Annotated in this window: 13 protein-coding genes; 8 read left to right on the forward strand and 5 right to left on the reverse strand. The window is 64.7% G+C overall.

Going from position 1 to position 16,289, the window contains the following annotated elements; all coding sequences use genetic code 11:
- Positions 1 to 36: 36 nt before the first annotated feature.
- Positions 37 to 1,257 carry an NADP-dependent isocitrate dehydrogenase gene (locus IPG14_RS00465; protein ID WP_343390571.1) on the forward strand — a complete coding sequence of 407 codons (1,221 nt, stop codon included), beginning with the start codon at positions 37 to 39 and terminating at the stop codon, positions 1,255 to 1,257.
- Between the two features lie 159 nt (positions 1,258 to 1,416).
- Here the strand turns inward: IPG14_RS00465 and IPG14_RS00470 are convergent, their stop codons facing one another.
- Together IPG14_RS00470 and IPG14_RS00475 are read right to left on the reverse strand one after the other, a co-directional pair.
- Positions 1,417 to 1,785 carry a hypothetical protein gene (locus IPG14_RS00470; protein ID WP_343390572.1) on the reverse strand — a complete coding sequence of 123 codons (369 nt, stop codon included), beginning with the start codon at positions 1,783 to 1,785 and terminating at the stop codon, positions 1,417 to 1,419.
- On the reverse strand, positions 1,782 to 4,523 hold the full coding sequence (locus IPG14_RS00475; protein WP_343390573.1) for a helicase C-terminal domain-containing protein: 2,742 nt from the start codon (positions 4,521 to 4,523) through the stop codon (positions 1,782 to 1,784). The genes IPG14_RS00470 and IPG14_RS00475 overlap by 4 nt, the downstream gene beginning before the upstream one ends.
- Positions 4,524 to 4,722: 199 nt before the next feature.
- Between IPG14_RS00475 and fusA the strand changes: the two genes are divergently transcribed.
- Positions 4,723 to 6,789 (forward strand): elongation factor G, encoded by a 2,067-nt coding sequence (gene fusA / locus IPG14_RS00480; RefSeq protein ID WP_343384577.1) that lies wholly within the window; start codon positions 4,723 to 4,725, stop codon positions 6,787 to 6,789.
- A 32-nt stretch (positions 6,790 to 6,821) separates the two neighbouring features.
- Here fusA and IPG14_RS00485 read toward each other — a convergent pair whose 3' ends face one another.
- Genes IPG14_RS00485 through IPG14_RS00495 form a run of 3 tightly spaced genes read right to left on the reverse strand, consistent with a single transcriptional unit; the run spans position 6,822 to position 10,914 of the window.
- Positions 6,822 to 8,660, reverse strand: a complete 1,839-nt coding sequence (locus IPG14_RS00485; protein ID WP_343390574.1) for a hypothetical protein — start codon at positions 8,658 to 8,660, stop codon at positions 6,822 to 6,824.
- A complete protein-coding gene (locus IPG14_RS00490; protein ID WP_343390575.1) occupies positions 8,645 to 9,754 on the reverse strand; it encodes a hypothetical protein in 1,110 nt (369 codons plus the stop codon). Before IPG14_RS00490 ends, IPG14_RS00485 begins: the two co-directional genes overlap by 16 nt.
- Positions 9,755 to 9,780: 26 nt before the next feature.
- Positions 9,781 to 10,914, reverse strand: a complete 1,134-nt coding sequence (locus tag IPG14_RS00495) for a hypothetical protein (protein WP_343390576.1) — start codon at positions 10,912 to 10,914, stop codon at positions 9,781 to 9,783.
- 246 nt (positions 10,915 to 11,160) lie between these two features.
- On the opposite strand from IPG14_RS00495, the gene IPG14_RS00500 reads away from it, so the two are divergent.
- From IPG14_RS00500 to IPG14_RS00525, 6 genes are all read left to right on the forward strand, one after another.
- Complete coding sequence (locus IPG14_RS00500; RefSeq protein WP_343384581.1) at positions 11,161 to 11,856, forward strand: site-2 protease family protein; 696 nt, start codon at positions 11,161 to 11,163, stop codon at positions 11,854 to 11,856.
- 64 nt (positions 11,857 to 11,920) lie between these two features.
- Positions 11,921 to 12,961, forward strand: coding sequence for a prephenate dehydrogenase/arogenate dehydrogenase family protein (locus tag IPG14_RS00505; protein ID WP_343389713.1), 1,041 nt, complete (start codon positions 11,921 to 11,923; stop codon positions 12,959 to 12,961).
- Positions 12,958 to 14,256 carry a 3-phosphoshikimate 1-carboxyvinyltransferase gene (gene aroA, locus IPG14_RS00510; protein WP_343390577.1) on the forward strand — a complete coding sequence of 433 codons (1,299 nt, stop codon included), beginning with the start codon at positions 12,958 to 12,960 and terminating at the stop codon, positions 14,254 to 14,256. The genes IPG14_RS00505 and aroA overlap by 4 nt, the downstream gene beginning before the upstream one ends.
- Positions 14,253 to 14,852, forward strand: a complete 600-nt coding sequence (gmk, locus tag IPG14_RS00515) for a guanylate kinase (protein WP_343390578.1) — start codon at positions 14,253 to 14,255, stop codon at positions 14,850 to 14,852. The genes aroA and gmk overlap by 4 nt, the downstream gene beginning before the upstream one ends.
- Before the next feature lie 54 nt (positions 14,853 to 14,906).
- Positions 14,907 to 15,758, forward strand: a complete 852-nt coding sequence (locus tag IPG14_RS00520; RefSeq protein WP_343390579.1) for a glucose 1-dehydrogenase — start codon at positions 14,907 to 14,909, stop codon at positions 15,756 to 15,758.
- Positions 15,755 to 16,282: a hypothetical protein gene (locus IPG14_RS00525; protein WP_343390580.1), complete on the forward strand. Its 528-nt coding sequence runs from the start codon at positions 15,755 to 15,757 to the stop codon at positions 16,280 to 16,282. The genes IPG14_RS00520 and IPG14_RS00525 overlap by 4 nt, the downstream gene beginning before the upstream one ends.
- Positions 16,283 to 16,289: the final 7 nt, after the last annotated feature.

The following is a 16,289-nucleotide window of genomic DNA, read 5'->3' on the forward strand; positions in this document are numbered from 1 at the left end:
CCCCTGACCATTCACCCGAAGCAGGAGCACGTACTCATGGCGAAGATCAAGGTCACCAACCCGGTTGTCGAACTCGATGGCGATGAAATGACGCGCATCATCTGGCAGTTCATCAAGGACAAGCTGATCCTCCCTTACCTCGATGTCGAACTGCTGTACTACGACCTCGGCATCGAGTACCGCGATCAAACCAACGACCAGGTGACGATCGACGCCGCCAATGCCATCAAGAAGCACGGAGTCGGGGTGAAGTGCGCGACGATCACCCCCGATGAAGCCCGCGTGGAAGAGTTCAAGCTCAAGCAGATGTGGAAATCCCCGAACGGGACCGTCCGGAACATCCTCGGCGGAGTTGTCTTCCGCGAGCCGATCATCTGCTCGAACATCCCCCGGCTGGTCCCCGGATGGACGAAGCCGATTGTGATCGGGCGTCACGCCCACGGCGACCAGTACAAGGCCACCGACTTCCGCGTCCCCGGACCGGGGACGGTGACCATCAACTACGTCCCAGAGGGCGGCGGTGCGCCGATTAACCTCGAGGTCGCAAAGTTCACGGGCCCGGGCATTGCCATGGGCATGTACAACTTCGATGACTCGATCCGCGATTTCGCTCGCGCCTCCCTCCGCTACGGCCTGGATCGCAAGTACCCGGTGTACCTCTCGACGAAGAACACCATCCTCAAGGCTTACGACGGCCGATTTAAGGACATCTTCCAGGAAGTCTTCGATGCGGAGTTCGCGGCCGACTTCAAGGCGAACGGGCTGACCTACGAGCACCGGCTCATCGACGACATGGTGGCTGCGGCAATGAAGTGGGAGGGCGGTTATGTCTGGGCGTGCAAGAACTACGATGGAGACGTCCAGTCAGACACGGTCGCCCAGGGGTACGGCTCTCTCGGACTCATGACGTCAGTCCTCCTGACTCCCGATGGGAAGACCTGCGAAGCGGAAGCGGCCCACGGCACCGTCACCCGGCACTACCGGGCGCACCAGCGTGGCGAGAAAACCTCGACGAACCCGATCGCATCGATCTTCGCCTGGACCCAGGGCCTCTCGTTCCGTGCCAAGCTCGATGGGACGCCGGAGGTCGGCAAGTTCGCCGAAACACTGGAGAGGGTCTGCGTCGAAACCGTAGAAAGCGGGCAGATGACGAAGGACCTTTCGCTGCTCGTTGCCCCGGATGCGCCGTGGCTGAGCACCGAGGACTTCCTTGATGCGCTCGACCGCAACCTGCAAAAGAAGATGGCTGCCTGGTAGGGCTAAGGCCGATCCCTCTCCCGCCGCGGCGGGAGAGGGGCACAGGGAATTCCTGGCCCAACCGGATTAGTCATTGGTCCGTCAGGGTGACGTCGACCGGAGTCCGGCACCGGGAGGCCAGGCGCGCTGCGGTGAATTGCGACACGAACTCACCTTCCCTTACTCCAGCCTCCGCTCGAACCAGATGCCACCGTCCGGCCCTTCACCGGGGACCGGGCTGTAGCCCATGCGGATCCAGAAGTACACGGAGAGCCCGAGGTCTCGCGGCGCCCAGGTGCGGACGAGTGGGACTTTGGCGGCTTGGCAGGCCTGGTTGAAGAGGCGGGCGGCTTCGGAGCCGGCACCGTAGCTGCGGTGCGGTTCGTCGATGCAGAGTGAGCGGACCAGCACGGCACCCTCCGTGCCCTCGATTCTGATTCGACCCACTTCCGCGCCATCGGCGAGCCTCACAATCGTCATCTCGTCTCCCCTGTTCTCCAGGCGGAACCGTTCGCCGATGATCGGTAGCGGCAGATCGTCGACCCTCACCGTTCGAGCCACTCCATCGCGTGGCGGGCGACGACGTCCATCGGCGCTTTCAGGCGTGTGCAGTCCGGCAGCGAGTCGACGAACTGCTTGCCGTAGCGCTTCTCCCAGATTCGACGGTCGAGGAGGGCGACGACACCGCGGTCGTCCTTGTCGCGGATGAGGCGCCCGAAGCCCTGGCGGAACTTCAGAATGGCCGCCGGGAGCGAGTATTGCCCGAAAGGGTCGTCGTACTGTTCGGAACGGGCCTTGAAGACGGGGTCGCTCGGCACACCGAAGGGCAGGCGCGCGATCATGAGCATCGAGAGCGCGTCGCCGCGGATGTCCACGCCTTCCCAGAAGCTCGAAGTGCCAAGGACGAGCGTCCGCGGGTTGTTCCGCAACTGGTCGGTGAGCTGCTTGGGCGAGCCGTCGACGCCCTGGGCAAGGGCGATGATGCCCGCGGCCTCAAGTTCCGGGCGGACGAGGTCCGCTACTCGCCGGAGGGCCGCGTTCGACGTGAACAGCGCCAGCGCCCGGCCGTCGGAAGCAAGGGTGAGTTCCACGACGGCGCGGGCAACGCCCTCAAGGTACCCGCGCTCAGAGGGATCGGGCACGTCTTCGACCGCGCAGAGAAGCGTCGCGTTGGGGTAATCGAAGGGGGAACCGAGCTGGAGTACCTGGGGGTCTTCGAAACCGAGGCGCTTCGAGGCGAAGCTCATGTCGTTGTTGGCACTCAGCGTGGCGCTCGTCGCCACGACGACGCGTCGCCTGGAGAGCAATTCCTCCCAGAGCCGCGGGCCAACTTCCAGCGGAGCGACGTTGAGCGTGCCCGTCGTGTCACGGTCCCGGCCGGCCCAGAGGATAAGATCGTCCGCGGTCGCCCCGAGGAGCTGGGCGGCCTGAAGGTGGAGGTCCGAGACTTTGCGGAGGGCGGAATCGACCTCGCCGGCGAGCACTTCGGCACTCTCGATGGCGGCCTCGGAGATGAGTTTTCGGGCGGTGGACACACGTGCTTCAACATCGCGGAGACCGATCTCGAAATCATGCCACGCCGACTCGACTCTGCCCCAGACGTCGCTGTGGCGAATGCCTCCGGTAATCAGGACGCGGTCATCCTCTCCCGTCGGCGGGAGCAGCATGGCAAGCGCATCGAAGAACGGCCGGGCCTTTTCGGTGCAGCGGGCGACGGCCTCCTCCAGCGACTTGGCGACCGGGCCGAACGCTGCCTCTGGAAGGGCTCGGACCAGCGTGACGACCCCGCCTTCGCGGTGGTCACGGCTTGGCCGGCGGTAGATGCCGTCAAGCACGTCGACCGTCTTGCGCATGCTGACGCTGCCACCGAACTGGTTCGTGGCGGCGTCCTCCAGGTTGTGGGCCTCGTCGATGATGAGGTGATCGAAGTCCGGGATTGCGCTTCCCCCGGCGACGAGATCGGCGAGCAGGAGCGCGTGGTTGACCACCAGGATGTGCGCCGATTCCGCCGCCTGGCGGGCGCGGAGGAGAAAACAGTTGCCTTCGCGCACGTGGCGGTCCTGGCGGGCGAGGCAGTCGGTGTCCTGGGCCGAAAACCGCTGCCAGGTCACCCACTCGGACGGATCGAGGTTTAGTTCCGAACGATCGCCGGTTTCGGTTTCCGAAAGCCACACCAGCATTGCCGAACTGAGGCGGGCGAAGTCGGGGTCGCCAAGGCCAGCAGCGTAGTTTCCGACCCACCGCTTCATGCAGAGATAGTTGGAGCGTCCCTTCAGGAGCGCTGCGCGGAACTCATCCGGCGCCTTGATGGCTCCGGCGCTCAAGAGTACCTCGCGGAGTGCGGGAATGTCCTTCGAGAGCAACTGTTCCTGGAGCGCGATGGTATTGGTCGAAATGACGACCCGCTCGCCGTTCTGGATCGCGTGGAGCGCAGCCGGGAGGAGATAGGCCAACGACTTGCCGACGCCCGTGCCCGCCTCGATGAGCCAGTGCCCGCCGCGATGGAAGGCCGACCGCACTGCTTCGGCCATCTCAAGCTGTTCGGGGCGCTGCTCGAACCGTTCGAAGCCTGCTGGCGCCGCTTCGAAAGCCCGGCGCAGGTCTTCCACCAGGATGGGGATACGTGGCTCCCGGGGCTCGAGCGGGGGATGCTCGCGGGCCGGGCGAAGGACCGGGATATGGCCGCCGCCGGAGCGCTTGTCCCACTCATCCCCCGCGATGACCTGGGCCAGAAGGGGTTCGTGCATCGAGACGAAACGGGCGAGCTGGAACCGCTGCGACTCGGGGAGGCCCTCGGCGTTCCGCAGCAGGCCGACGAATACGGCGGCCGCGGTACGGGCATCGTTCAGCGCCCGATGGTGGTCTCCGGCCTCGACTCCGAGGGCGCCGGCGACCTCCATCAGCCCGTGCCCCTGGAGCGCCGGAAGCAGGTATCGCGCCAATCCGGCCGTGTCGACCGCCTTGGGGGATACACGGATTCCTTCTCGGGCGAGGAAGTGAAGGTCGAACCCGATGTTATGTCCGACGACCACTGCATCGCCGACGAACCGCTCGATGTCGAGCCGGATGGATGCCAGTTTCGGCGCTCGGATAGTCATCTCGTTGGTTACGCCGGTGAAGCGTTCGATGAATGCGGGGACCTCGCGGCCCGGGTTGACTATGTACGAAAGGGTATCGAGTTCGTTCCCATCGGGGTCGAAACGCACTGCGCCAACTTCGATAATTCGGTCGCGCTCGGGGTCGAGCCCCGTCGTTTCCAGGTCAAGTGCGACGTAGGTAGAAGTCATAATGCGAACATTCGTGCGGGTCTATCCCAGTCTACGGCGGGTGGAGGTCGTGAGCGATACCGTCCGCCAAACCCGACTTCAGATGTCGGCTTCCGGCGCCGCGTCAGCGCACCGGGACGGAGATTGAGAGCCGTGGCGCGGCGCGGGTAGAATCCCGGCCAGACCCTGGTTTCATCTATAGCTGTGGAGGTTCGGATCTATGAAGGTGTATGCCACCGAAGACATCCGTAATGTGGTCCTGGTTGGCCACGGCAGCGTCGGTAAGACGATGTTCGCCGAAGCAGCCCTTTACGAAAGTGGGGGCTCTACCCGTCTCGGGACCATCCAGGACCAAAACACCGTCAGCGACTACGACGAAGACGAACACAAACGGAAGTTCAGTCTCAACCTCTCCATCGTCCCGGTGGAGTGGGAGGGCCGGAAGATCAATCTGATCGACACGCCCGGCTATGCCGACTTCATCTCCGAGGTGATTTGCGGAGCAAACGCCGCCGACCTGGCCCTCGTTGTGGTGGATGCCGTCTCGGGCCCGGAAGTGGGCACCGACCGCACCTGGAGCATCACCGAGAAACTCGGCCTGCCCAAGATGATCGTGATCAACCGGATGGACCGGGAGAACGCCGATTTCGGCAATGTGCTGGCGCAGCTACAGGCGCGCTGGGGCCACCGGGTGATGCCGCTCCAACTCCCCATCGGTGCGCACGATTCATTCCGGGGGATCGTGGATCTCCTGCACATGCGCGCCTACACGGGCGAAGAGGCCGAAGAGACCGAGGTCCCCGCGGACCTCGCCGAGCAGGCGGCGACGCTGCGCGCCCAACTCATCGAAGGCATCGTCGAAACCGATGAAGAGCTGATGACGAAGTACTTCGCCGATGAGGAACTGACCGAGGACGAACTTCGAAAAGTCCTCCACGGCGGGCTCGACCACAATCTGATTATTCCGGTGATCTGCGCCTCGGCGACGAAGCTCATCGGCGTGCGCCAGGCCCTCCACAACATCGCGTTCAGCGGCCCATCACCGCTGGACCGCGACCCCATCGCGGCTGGAGAGAAGTCGCTCTCGGCGGACCCCAAGGGGGCTCCAGCGGCACGCGTTTTCAAGACCTCGGCGGACCCGTACGTCGGGCGCCTGACGTACATGCGAGTCGTCACCGGCGTGGTGAAGGGCGACAGCCACCTTTGGAATGCGAACCGGGAGGCGGACGAACGCCTGGGCACCATCTACGTCCAGCGAGGGAAGGAACAGACCGCGACGCCGGAACTCCAGGCGGGCGACATCGGTGTTGTGGCCAAGCTGGCCCACACCGAAACGGGCGACACGCTTTGCGCGAAGGAACTTGGCGCCCGCTTCGAGCCGATCCAGTTCCCAAGTCCGGTGTTCAGCATGGCAGTCCACCCTACTTCCAAGGGCGCCGTCGACAAGCTCGGGACGAGCCTCCAGCGCCTTGTCGAAGAGGACCCCGGCCTGCGGCTCAGCCGCGACCAGTCTTCCGGCGAGATCATCCTTGCAGGTCTCGGCGAAGCGCACCTGGAAGTGACCATGGAGCGGTTGAAGCGCAAGTTCAACATCGACGTCGAACTGACCCTGCCGCGCGTCCCCTACCGTGAAACGGTTTCGAAGAAGGCCCATGCGGATTACACCCACAAGAAACAGACCGGGGGCCACGGCCAGTATGCGAGGGTCATCCTCGACGTCGAGCCGCTGCCTCGTGGGGCGGGACTGGTCTTTGGCGAGAAGGTCGTCGGCGGCTCGGTGCCCAAGGAGTTCATCCCCGCCGTCGAGAAGGGAGTCCACGAGACCGCAGTCCATGGCGTGCTCGCTGGCTACGAGTTGACCGACTGCCAGGTCACCCTCCTCGACGGAAAACACCACCCGGTCGACTCGAGCGAGATGGCCTTCAAGCTCGCGGCAGCGCAGGCCCTCAAGGAGGCCATCCACGGCTCAGGCGGGACGCTTCTGGAGCCAGTTATGACGATCCGGGTGTTCGCTCCGGAAGCACATGCGGGTGACGTGGTGAGCGACTTGAACACCAAGCGGGCCAAGATCCACGGCATCAATCCGGACGGCGGCATGAGCGTTGTGGAAGCTGAAGTGCCGCTCGCGGAGGTGCAGCGTTACGCGGCGGACCTGCGTTCGATCACCCAAGGGCGTGGGGCGTTCGAACTGGACTTCGATCACTACGGTGAGGTCCCTCACCAGCTCGCCCAGAAAGTCATCGAAGAACACAAGAAGGCAGTGGAAGAGGCCCACGCCGCACACTGATACGCTGCTGCGGACCGGTAGGGGTTGCGCTCCTACTGGTCCGCGGTGAGGTTGGGCACTATCGCACGGTAGTACGGAGTGGGCTGGGGGACGGGAGAAGGCGAACCGGAGCCGGCCCCGGTCCCGCCGCTGCCGCCGGTGGAAACGACGGTCACGGTGAAGACCGTCTTCGTTGCGGGGCCGAGGAGCGAGTCTATCGTGACCGTCCCGGTGTGGGTCCCGGCCGTCAGATAGGTTGGGTCGACCGTAATGATGAGCGAGCTATCACGGCCGGCTGTGGCGATTCGCGGCGACTTCTGGTCGACGACCTGATAGTTCGCACCTATTGCGATGCCACCGTCCAGGCGTCGCGATTCGACCGGGTGTTTCACGACGAGCCAGCCGGCCGACGTGCGAATCCGGAAGGGCGCGAGGGCGCTGCCGAGGTTCTTTATGGTCAACGGCGAAGACGAAGCAGAAGTGGCGCCGGCGCTCAGCTTCACGTTCGTTTCTCCGACGATTTGGAGGACCGGCGCCCCGAGGAAATAGGCTGCATCGGACGGATTCGGCGGCAGCGATGAGTCGTAATGCGGCGTGGTAGGGAAGTCCATCAGCGGGCATCCGCCGGCAAAACCGGCATCTTCGCAGGTGCTGAATGCCGCGACCGTGAAGGCAGAAGCCACCTCAGGCGAGGCGGGGTTCGGCATTGAGAAGGCCTGGGGCGGCCACATTCGACCAGCAGGGTTCACGGGCGCGTCCGGCGCCGGCTCGGCCTGGGGCGCCGACAAGTACTGTTCCGCGGCCCACCCGGAGATCGCACCGAGCTGGACGTTCCACCAGGTAAGCCCGTTCGCCGTCTGTGGACCGCCCAGGATCGTCAGGTGGGTGCCATCGGGCACGACGGTGAGCGGAGGGTCGCCGGCCGGAACGGGGCGGATGTTGAGACCCGACCCGGTGCCGAAGACAACGACCTCGTCGCCAGCGGCGAACTTCGCGCCACCCGGGTTCGGGGGGGGCGGCGGCGGCGTACCGTTCCCTGCCAGGGGTGGCGGGTAGGGCACGCCCTTCGGCATCGGCGGGAAGCGCACGCAACCGTAGACGTCCTCCACGTAGGTGTAGTCACCGCGGTTGAACACGCCATACCCGGGAGCGTGCGGGTCTCCACAATTCCAGACGCTTCCACGCAACGGGTCTTTCGTGGGGTTCAGTGGGTGGTTCACGAAGGCGAACCCGTTGTAGCTCCAGATCGCGTAGTACCAATCTTCGATGGCCGCGGGGTCGCCTACGCCGGCGATCGGCCGGTAATTCGGTGCGCTGTTCCACTTGTCCGCGAGGATCCGCACGCCTTCGGCGATGTTGAAGAGCGGGTGCGTGCCGATCACGGCCTGGCGGGCCGCTGCCACGCCGGGTTCGAGAGCTCCACCGCCGAGGTGGCCCATCCCGCTCGTGATCTGGCCAATCCCATATCCGCAGTCCATCGAGAGCAATGTCGGACCGACTCCGCCGTAGGGAACCTGGCTGGCAGCGTTCGACCAATCGGCTTCGATGTGTGCGATCGCCTTGTAGACGGTGGGAGGAATGCCATTGGCCGGCGAGGCGACCGTCCTCGCGGCCCTGGAGCCCGTTTCGACTCCCTGGTAGCTGACGTTCACGGTTTCATCGCCGACGGCGTAAGCCCCTGGCACCGCCCAACCCCGCACGGCCAGGTCGATCGCCGTGTTGTACTTGCCGACATAGTCCTCGTACTCGTAAGTATCGAAACCCCAGCCGGCTGCGGGCGGGTGGCAGGCATAGTGATCAGCGCGCGCGGACCCCGGGCCAGCGAGTGCCGCCGCCAGCGCGAACGCGCCTATCGCGAGCGCGAGGATGATTCGCTCTATCTTGAGGCCCAACCGTAAAACCTCGTCTGATCTTCGTAGGTCTCGCGGCCGCCGCCAGCAAGGACCTGGAGTTGCGGCCGGCCCGGCTCAGCGAATGACGCACCACTCCAGTGGTTGACGATGAGTGCTTTGCCGCTGGCCGAATACCCAAGCGGAACATCGAACCCAGGCGCCGTTAGCGACTGGATCCGGCCCGTCGGGTCCGCGCCCGCCGGTTCGACACCGAAACTGGCGCTGTTCGTCGCCGGGTCCCACGCCGTCCCCAACGCCGAAACCGCGGCGGAGAGTGCTTCGACGGCTCGGCCATCGAGACGGGCGGTCCGGGCGAGGTAGGCGACTCCACTTGCTGTTTGGACCTCCACAAAGGCGATCTGGCGGCCGTCGGGGCTCACCTTCCAGTCGCGGGTGAGGCTAGAGGAGAGTGCGGTCCTGCCCACTCCGTCGCGGTCGACAGCGCTGCCCGAGCCATCGAGCACGACGGTCACGAGCCGGCCCTCGAAGTCGTAACCCGAGGGATACACCCCTAGAACGTTGGCGAACTCTCTCAGGGTGCGCCCGTCGTCGCCGTTGCGTGAGACACGGAGCAAGTGGATCGGGCCCTGGACCTCGTTGCCGGAAGGCATCCGCGTGAACACGAGATCGTCGCCATCCGGCGACCACAGCGGGACCTGGCCCGGAGTCACGTTGGCGGCCGCACGGGTGATCCGGCCGGTCTCCATGTCGATGACGTTCAACGAGGCCACCGGATGGGAGGCTGTCCCACCGTCGACAGAAATCAGCGCCAGGCGCCTTCCATCGGGGGAGACCGCACCCGTCGAGGTGAAGCCATCGATGTGGGGGACGCGCGTGATTTCGGTCAGGGCACCGGGGTCTTCCGGCCGGGCGACCGAAATGACATCAACGGCGCCTTCGTTCCGGCCGAAGACGACGTACTCGCCTGAAGGCGCGCTGGCGAAGGCCGTGCGCGGCCCGACACCCGTACCGCTCAATCCTGCGATAGCGGCGACAATCGGGGCGAGCGCCATCACTCCGGCGATCACGCCGAGGGCAATGAAGAGCCGCGAATAGTCGTGGTGGCGAGTCATGTGTCGGCTGGAAACGGCCATGATGGCTCCTTGGGGTTGGTTACGGGTCAGGTCAGGTCGTGTACCCAGCCAAGGAACGCAGCCCCGACGGCCTCGGAGATGCGTAAGCGGCTGGACTGGGTTGTGCTGGTCTGGCGCGAGATCAGTTCAAGCGCGGTCGTGGGCCGGGTCGACTTCTCGTTACCGGCGGAGTGCACGGTGGCGACGAGGAAGGCACCGTCGGGCGACCAGTCCTCCGGGACGAGGTAGGCAGAGGCGGGGTCTGTCAGTTGCCATTCGCCCCCGGGCCCGCCGAAGGCAGGAATGGGTGACCCGGGCATCCAGCTGGCGCCGAGCTGGTTCTTGCCCGCGGGCAAGGTTGTTATCGCGCCCGTGGCAATCATCAGCGAGCGGCCCACATACGTGCGCGACCCACCGCTCAGGACATCAACGTACGCGAGGCGCGAGCCGTCGGGGCTGAGCGCCCAGTCTCGAGTCCTGCCCGGGCTCAGTTCGGCGACTGGCTGCGTCTTCCCGCCGCGTTCGACAAGCAGGTTGGTGCCCCGCGCGTCGACAACGACGATAAACAGCCTCGAACTATCGAAGCTGTAGCCAACCGGCACGACCTCGATCGCGCTCTCGAATTCGGCGACTGGCCGCGCCTGCATCGACACGATGTCGACTTCGACGACCTCGGTGCGCTTCACTCCGTCAAGCTCGGTGGTTGCCGTCGCGGTGATGCGGGAGCCATCAGGCGACCACGCCAGTGCCGACAGCGAGTCAAATGATCGTTCGACATCGCGCACCTGGCCGGAGGCCACATCGAGTATGGAAAGGTTCGACGTCGTCACGAACGGCGGAAGCCACAAGACCGCGATGCGGTCCCCAAGGGGGGATGCTGAGCCGCGCGCATGGAAACCGGTGGGGCCGCCACTGGGGAAGGAAGCGATCACTCGGGGCGAAGTCGCGCCGGACGCGGGGCGAACGACGATCTCGTCGAACTGTTCGCCGGGGATGGTGTAAGCAATGGAGCGAATCGAAGTGATGTCGGGCCCATCGATGACGACATCGGTGCCGACGTTGGCGGGGGCAAGCAGCACCCAGCCGAAGAGCGTGAGCAAGATGGCACAGACGGCAAGGCCGAAAGGCACGAATGCATGAGGCACATGGAGCGAAAGCCGGCCAACACCGGGGAAAACCACTCGGCTACCTCGCGCTTTGGGCAGGCTTCCCTACCCTGGTCTGACGCCCGCTCGCGCCCTTGGCCGCATCGAAGATGCCGGTACCCCCGCAGTACCGAAGGCTGCCACCAAGCAGCCAGCACGGGGAGCGAACCCTCCGCGCTGCAGGCGACCGTAACCCGGGTGGTGGTTTGCGTCAATCGTGATTAACCGCTCTCGGCGGGCTTTCGCCGGCAAATCGCGCACCTGTGCTAACATTTTCGCTCTATGGTCTGGTACCTCGACAGCCTGGCAGAGCACCCCGTCGTATTCCTCGTTTATCTCGCAGCATTCATGACCGCAATCCTGACCGGCCTGGCGTTCCACGAATTTAGCCATGCCTGGACGGCGAACGAGCTTGGCGACGACACCGCCGCCCGCCAGGGCAGACTCACCCTGAATCCACTGGCACACCTGGACCCGGTGGGGTCCGTGCTTCTCCTGTTGTTCGGCTTTGGGTGGGCGAAGCCCACGCCGGTCAACCCATGGCGGCTCAAGAACGGTCCGCGCCGTGGCAACGCGATCGTTGCCTTTGCCGGACCAGCATCGAACTTCTTCTTCGCCGCCCTGGCGGCGATTCCTATCAGGACTGGCCTTGTCGAATCGCGCTTTGGCACCAACATCGAGGCAGTGATCCGCTTCGGCAGCGGTGAAGAGTACGTGTTTCTCTTCCTGTTCTTCGTCATCAGCCTGAATATCCTGCTGGGGATCTTCAATCTCATCCCTCTGCCGCCCCTCGATGGGTTCAAGGTGGCGACCGGATTGCTGCCCCGCGAACTGGCGCAGAACCTCGAGAAGCTCGCTCCTTATGGGCCTGGCATCCTCATGACGTTACTCGTCATTGGCATGGTGAACCCAGCGCTCAGCCCGCTTCGCTGGATCATCGGTTTCGTTTACGACGACATCTTCGACTTCATCGTCTGAACGTGACGTGTGCTAGCCTAAATGAAGGTAATCGACGTTCCGGGCCTTCGCCCCAGGGGACTCCATGGCTCAATCGCGCATCACCATCATCGGCACCGGGCTCATCGGCACGTCCATCGGCCTTGGCCTCGCGAAACGCGAAGGACGCCAGTACGAGATCATCGGCGCCGACCGCGACCGCAGCTCCGCGAAGACCGCGAAGAAGCTGGGCGCTATCGACAAGGAAGTCGGTTCGCTCGAGGAAGCGGTCGAAGGCGCGGGCCTGGTCATCCTCGCGACTCCGGTCATGGCTGCCCGCCAGATCCTGCAGGATGCGGCGAAGTACTTCGCTGCAGGCGTCGTCATTACCGATGTTTGCAGCACCAAAGCCGACATCATGCGGTGGGCCCAGGAGTTTCTGCCGGAGAACGTGAACTTCATCGGTGGACACCCGATGGCAGGCAAGGAGAAGAGCGGCCCTGATGCCGCCACGCCGGACCTGTTCAAGGGGGCGACCTGGGCGATGACGCCCTCGCCGCGAGCGGATGAGCGTGCCGTAGGCGTCGTCCTTGGGCTGATCGAATCGCTCGGCGCGACCGCCCTCTACATCGATCCTTCGGAACACGACCAGTACGCCGCGGCGGTGAGCCATCTTCCGCTCGTGGTGTCGGTCGCGCTCTTCCGCATGGTTCGCGATAGCCAGGGTTGGGAAGACGCTTCGCTGCTCGCGGGGCCGGGCTTCCGCGACCTCACGCGGCTCGCAAGCGGCGACCCGACGATGTCACGGGACATCATGATCACGAACCGCGAGGCGGTGCTGCACTGGATAACCCGGCTGCAGACCGAGTTGACCACGATTAAGGAAGCTATCCAGACCGGTCACGAACCGGTGTACGACCTCTTCCGGAGCACGCAGTTCGACCGCGATACCTTCATCGCGAATCCACCCGAACGAAGGGTCCCCGAGGGTGTGGCACCGCCTTCTGCCCAGGATGCCATGGGCCGGCTCTTCGTCGGGGGTCTTTATGACAAGCTTAAGGAGGCGACGGACCGCCTCTCGGCGAATCCGCCGAAGCCCGATGAAGCCAAGCTGAAGCGCGAGCTCGGCATCGACGATCGGCTGTGATCGTCAACTCGGCGGGCCGCATTCGCGCCCGCATCGAGATCCCCTCCGATAAGTCTATTTCCCACCGTTCGCTCATCTTCAACGCCATTGCCGACGGGCCGGCGACAGTCGAGCGAATTCTCGATTCGGAAGATGTCCGATCTACCGCCGCGTGCCTTTCCGCCCTCGGGGTCGAAATCGACTGGCCGAGCGGTGCACCGGTGGCCCACATCCGCGGGAACGGCATGCACTCGCTCTTTGAGGCCGACGACACGCTGGATTGCGGCAACAGCGGCACCAGCATGCGGCTCCTGCTCGGTCTGCTGGCGGGGCATCCGATCCTTTCAATCCTGACGGGCGATGCCTCGCTCCGCTCTCGCCCTATGGCGCGCGTGATCGGGCCGCTTCGGTCAATGGGAGCACAGATCAGCGCCCGGAAGGGCGATACGCTGGCGCCCGTCGTCGTGCGGGGTGGTTCACTCAGGGCCATCGACTACGAGAGCCCGATGGCCAGCGCCCAGGTGAAGTCCGCCATCATGCTCGCGGGCCTTTACGCCAACGGTCCCAGTTCCGTGATCGAGCCCGACAAGAGCCGAGACCACACGGAGCGCATGCTCAGCGCCATGGGCGCGGAGATCGCGGAGGATGGAGCCATCACTCGCATCCGCCCGGCCAGCCGGCTGAGCCCGCTCTCGTTGCGCGTGCCGGGCGATATTTCGAGCGCGGCGCCGTGGCTTGTCCTCGCCGCGGCTCACCCAGACGCCGAACTCCTGCTCGAGGGAGTCAACGTCAATCCCACACGAACCGGCCTGCTCGACATCCTCCGGCAGATGGGGGCTTCGGTGGAACGGCTGGAGGAGCGGACGAGCGGCGGCGAACCTGCAGCCGACCTCGTGGTGCGCTCATCCCAACTGCGAGGAACGGTTGTGTCCGGGAGCCTCGTGCCGCGCGCAATCGACGAGCTTCCGCTGGTGGCGGTACTCGCCTGCTTCGCTGAAGGCGAAACCGTGGTCAAGGACGCCCAGGAGCTCGTGGTCAAAGAGTCCGACCGCGTGCAGTCCACCGTCGACCTGCTGACCCGCATGGGCGCGCGGATCACGCCCCGTCCGGATGGATTCGTTGTCCACGGTCCAGCTCGCCTGCACGGGGCGCGAGTCGACGGCCACAGCGACCATCGGATTGGCATGCTCGGCGCGATCGCGGGGGCGTTGGCCGAAGGTGAAACGCGGATAGAGAACGACGCGGTCGGTGTCTCCTACCCCAACTTCTGGCAGGATCTTGCGCGGGCCGCGGAGGGCGGGATGATCAAGGCGTGAAAACCCGCCCCCTGGTCATCGTCCTTCATGGGCCCTCCGGCGTTGGGAAGGACTCGGTGATCGACCTGCTGCGGGAACGCACCGGGATACACCGGGCCACGAGTTCGACGAGCCGGCGGCCGCGCGAGAACGAACGCGACGGCAACCACTACCACTTCCTTTCCGCTATCGAATTCGAACGCAAGATCAACGCCGGCGCGTTCGCCGAGTGGGCGAAGGTTTACAGCGATTACAAGGGCCTTGAACGAGCCGAACTCGAAGGGCCGCTCGCGCGCGGCGAGGACGTCATCATCCGGACGGATGTCCAGGGCGCCCAAACCTGGCGGAAGCGGCTGGAGGGCGCCATCTTCGTGTTTCTGATGGCGGAAGACCGCGAAGCACTCCGCGCCCGCCTCATCGGCCGAGGAAGCGAAGACAGTGTGTCGATCGAGCGGCGGATCGCCGAACTCGAAGCGGAACTCGACGACATCGAGAACAACGACTACATCGTCTACAACCGTCACGGTGAACTTGCAGAGGCAGTGCGGGAGATCGAAGGGATCATCGAACGCGAGCGGCGCAACCCGTCGCGACCCGCCGCCCGGCTCATCGGTTAGGCAGCTATTCAGCCTCCCCTGTAGGATTCCCGCCAATCACTTCTGGGGATTCGGATGGACCCGAGCCTGGTCGAACTCTTCAGCCTGAAGGACAAGGTTGCCCTCGTAACCGGCGCTTCGAGTGGGCTCGGGGTGGCTTTCACGCGGGGTCTCGCTCGTGCGGGCGCCAATGTGGTGGTCACCGCCCGACGCCAGGAATTGATCGACCAGACGGCCGACATGGTTCGATCTTACGGAGGAAAGGCACTGGCCCTCTCCGCCGACATCACTGACGAAGCCCAGATCGAAGGAGTCTTCGCTCGCACCGTGGAGGAGTTCGGCAAGCTGGATATTCTCGTCAACAACGCGGGCTACACCGACCGCTCGGGACTTCGGCACGACCTGGGCAGCTTCAAGCGGATGCGCTCGATCGTGGAACTCGACCTGCTCGCCACCATCAACGGGTGCAGGCTGGCGGGCCAGCAGATGCTCTCGCAGGGGACCGGTGGAGTCATGATTAACGTGAGTTCGATCCTGGGGCGCGTCGGCAGCGAGTACCGGGCGGCAAGCTACCACGCGGCGAAGGGTGGGGTGGACGCTCTCACGCGAGTCCTGGCACTGGAGTACGCCCGGGAAGGCATCCGTGTAAACGCCATCGCGCCGTCCTACTTCGATGGCACAGAGCTTATGGACAAAGTCTTCGCGGCGAACCCGGCCACCCGCGAGCACAGCATTTCGCGCACTCCAATGGGTCGGCTTGGCCAGCCAGAGGACCTGGAGGGCGCCATCGTCTACCTTGCGAGCGATGCGAGCCGGTTCGTCACCGGGCACATCCTCTACGTCGATGGAGGCTGGACGGCGGGGGGCGGCTACCACCAACTCCCACCGCTCTGGGAGTCTTCTCCGGGGCACCAGACCCTCCAATGACGACTGGTGCGGCGATTGTGATCGCGCTCAGGATCCTTGTGCCCTTGCTGATCTTCAAGAAGAACCTGACCGGCGGCATCATCGCGATGCTGCTGGATGGGGCGGACGTGATCCTCATCGACTTCCTGAAGATGGGGGGCTTCAGCGGGCACTACCACCAGATAGACAAGGTCCTCGACACCTACTACCTCAGCATAGAGGCGTGGATCGCCTTCGGATGGAAGAACCAGTACGAACGGCTGCCTGCGCTGCTCCTGTTCGGTTTCCGCATCCTCGGTGTCGTGCTCTTCGAGCTGACCGAACGGCGGATTGTGCTCTTCCTGTTCCCCAACATGTTCGAGAACTGGTGGCTCTACATCGTCGCGGTGCGCCGCTGGAAGCCGTCATGGACGCCGCACAGCTGGATCGGCGTGGCGGTACCGATGGGCGTCCTGCTCGTTCCGAAGATGGGGCAGGAGTACCTGCTCCACTTCGCCGAAGCTCAGCCATGGAACTGGTTCAAGAAGCACGTGTTCGACCCGTAGGCAGGAG

The sequence above is a fragment of the Candidatus Amarobacter glycogenicus genome, assembly GCF_016704105.1.
GTDB classification, from domain to species: domain Bacteria; phylum Chloroflexota; class Dehalococcoidia; order Tepidiformales; family Tepidiformaceae; genus Amarobacter; species Amarobacter glycogenicus.

Excerpts from the sequence above, each read along its gene's own strand:
- IPG14_RS00490 (WP_343390575.1), bottom strand. The coding sequence starts at position 9,754 with ATGGCCGTTTCCAGCCGACACATGACTCGCCACCACGACTATTCGCGG.
- IPG14_RS00525 (WP_343390580.1), top strand. The coding sequence starts at position 15,755 with ATGACGACTGGTGCGGCGATTGTGATCGCGCTCAGGATCCTTGTGCCC.
- fusA (WP_343384577.1), top strand. The coding sequence starts at position 4,723 with ATGAAGGTGTATGCCACCGAAGACATCCGTAATGTGGTCCTGGTTGGC.
- IPG14_RS00520 (WP_343390579.1), top strand. The coding sequence starts at position 14,907 with ATGGACCCGAGCCTGGTCGAACTCTTCAGCCTGAAGGACAAGGTTGCC.
- IPG14_RS00475 (WP_343390573.1), bottom strand. The coding sequence starts at position 4,523 with ATGACTTCTACCTACGTCGCACTTGACCTGGAAACGACGGGGCTCGAC.
- IPG14_RS00505 (WP_343389713.1), top strand. The coding sequence starts at position 11,921 with ATGGCTCAATCGCGCATCACCATCATCGGCACCGGGCTCATCGGCACG.
- IPG14_RS00500 (WP_343384581.1), top strand. The coding sequence starts at position 11,161 with ATGGTCTGGTACCTCGACAGCCTGGCAGAGCACCCCGTCGTATTCCTC.
- IPG14_RS00465 (WP_343390571.1), top strand. The coding sequence starts at position 37 with ATGGCGAAGATCAAGGTCACCAACCCGGTTGTCGAACTCGATGGCGAT.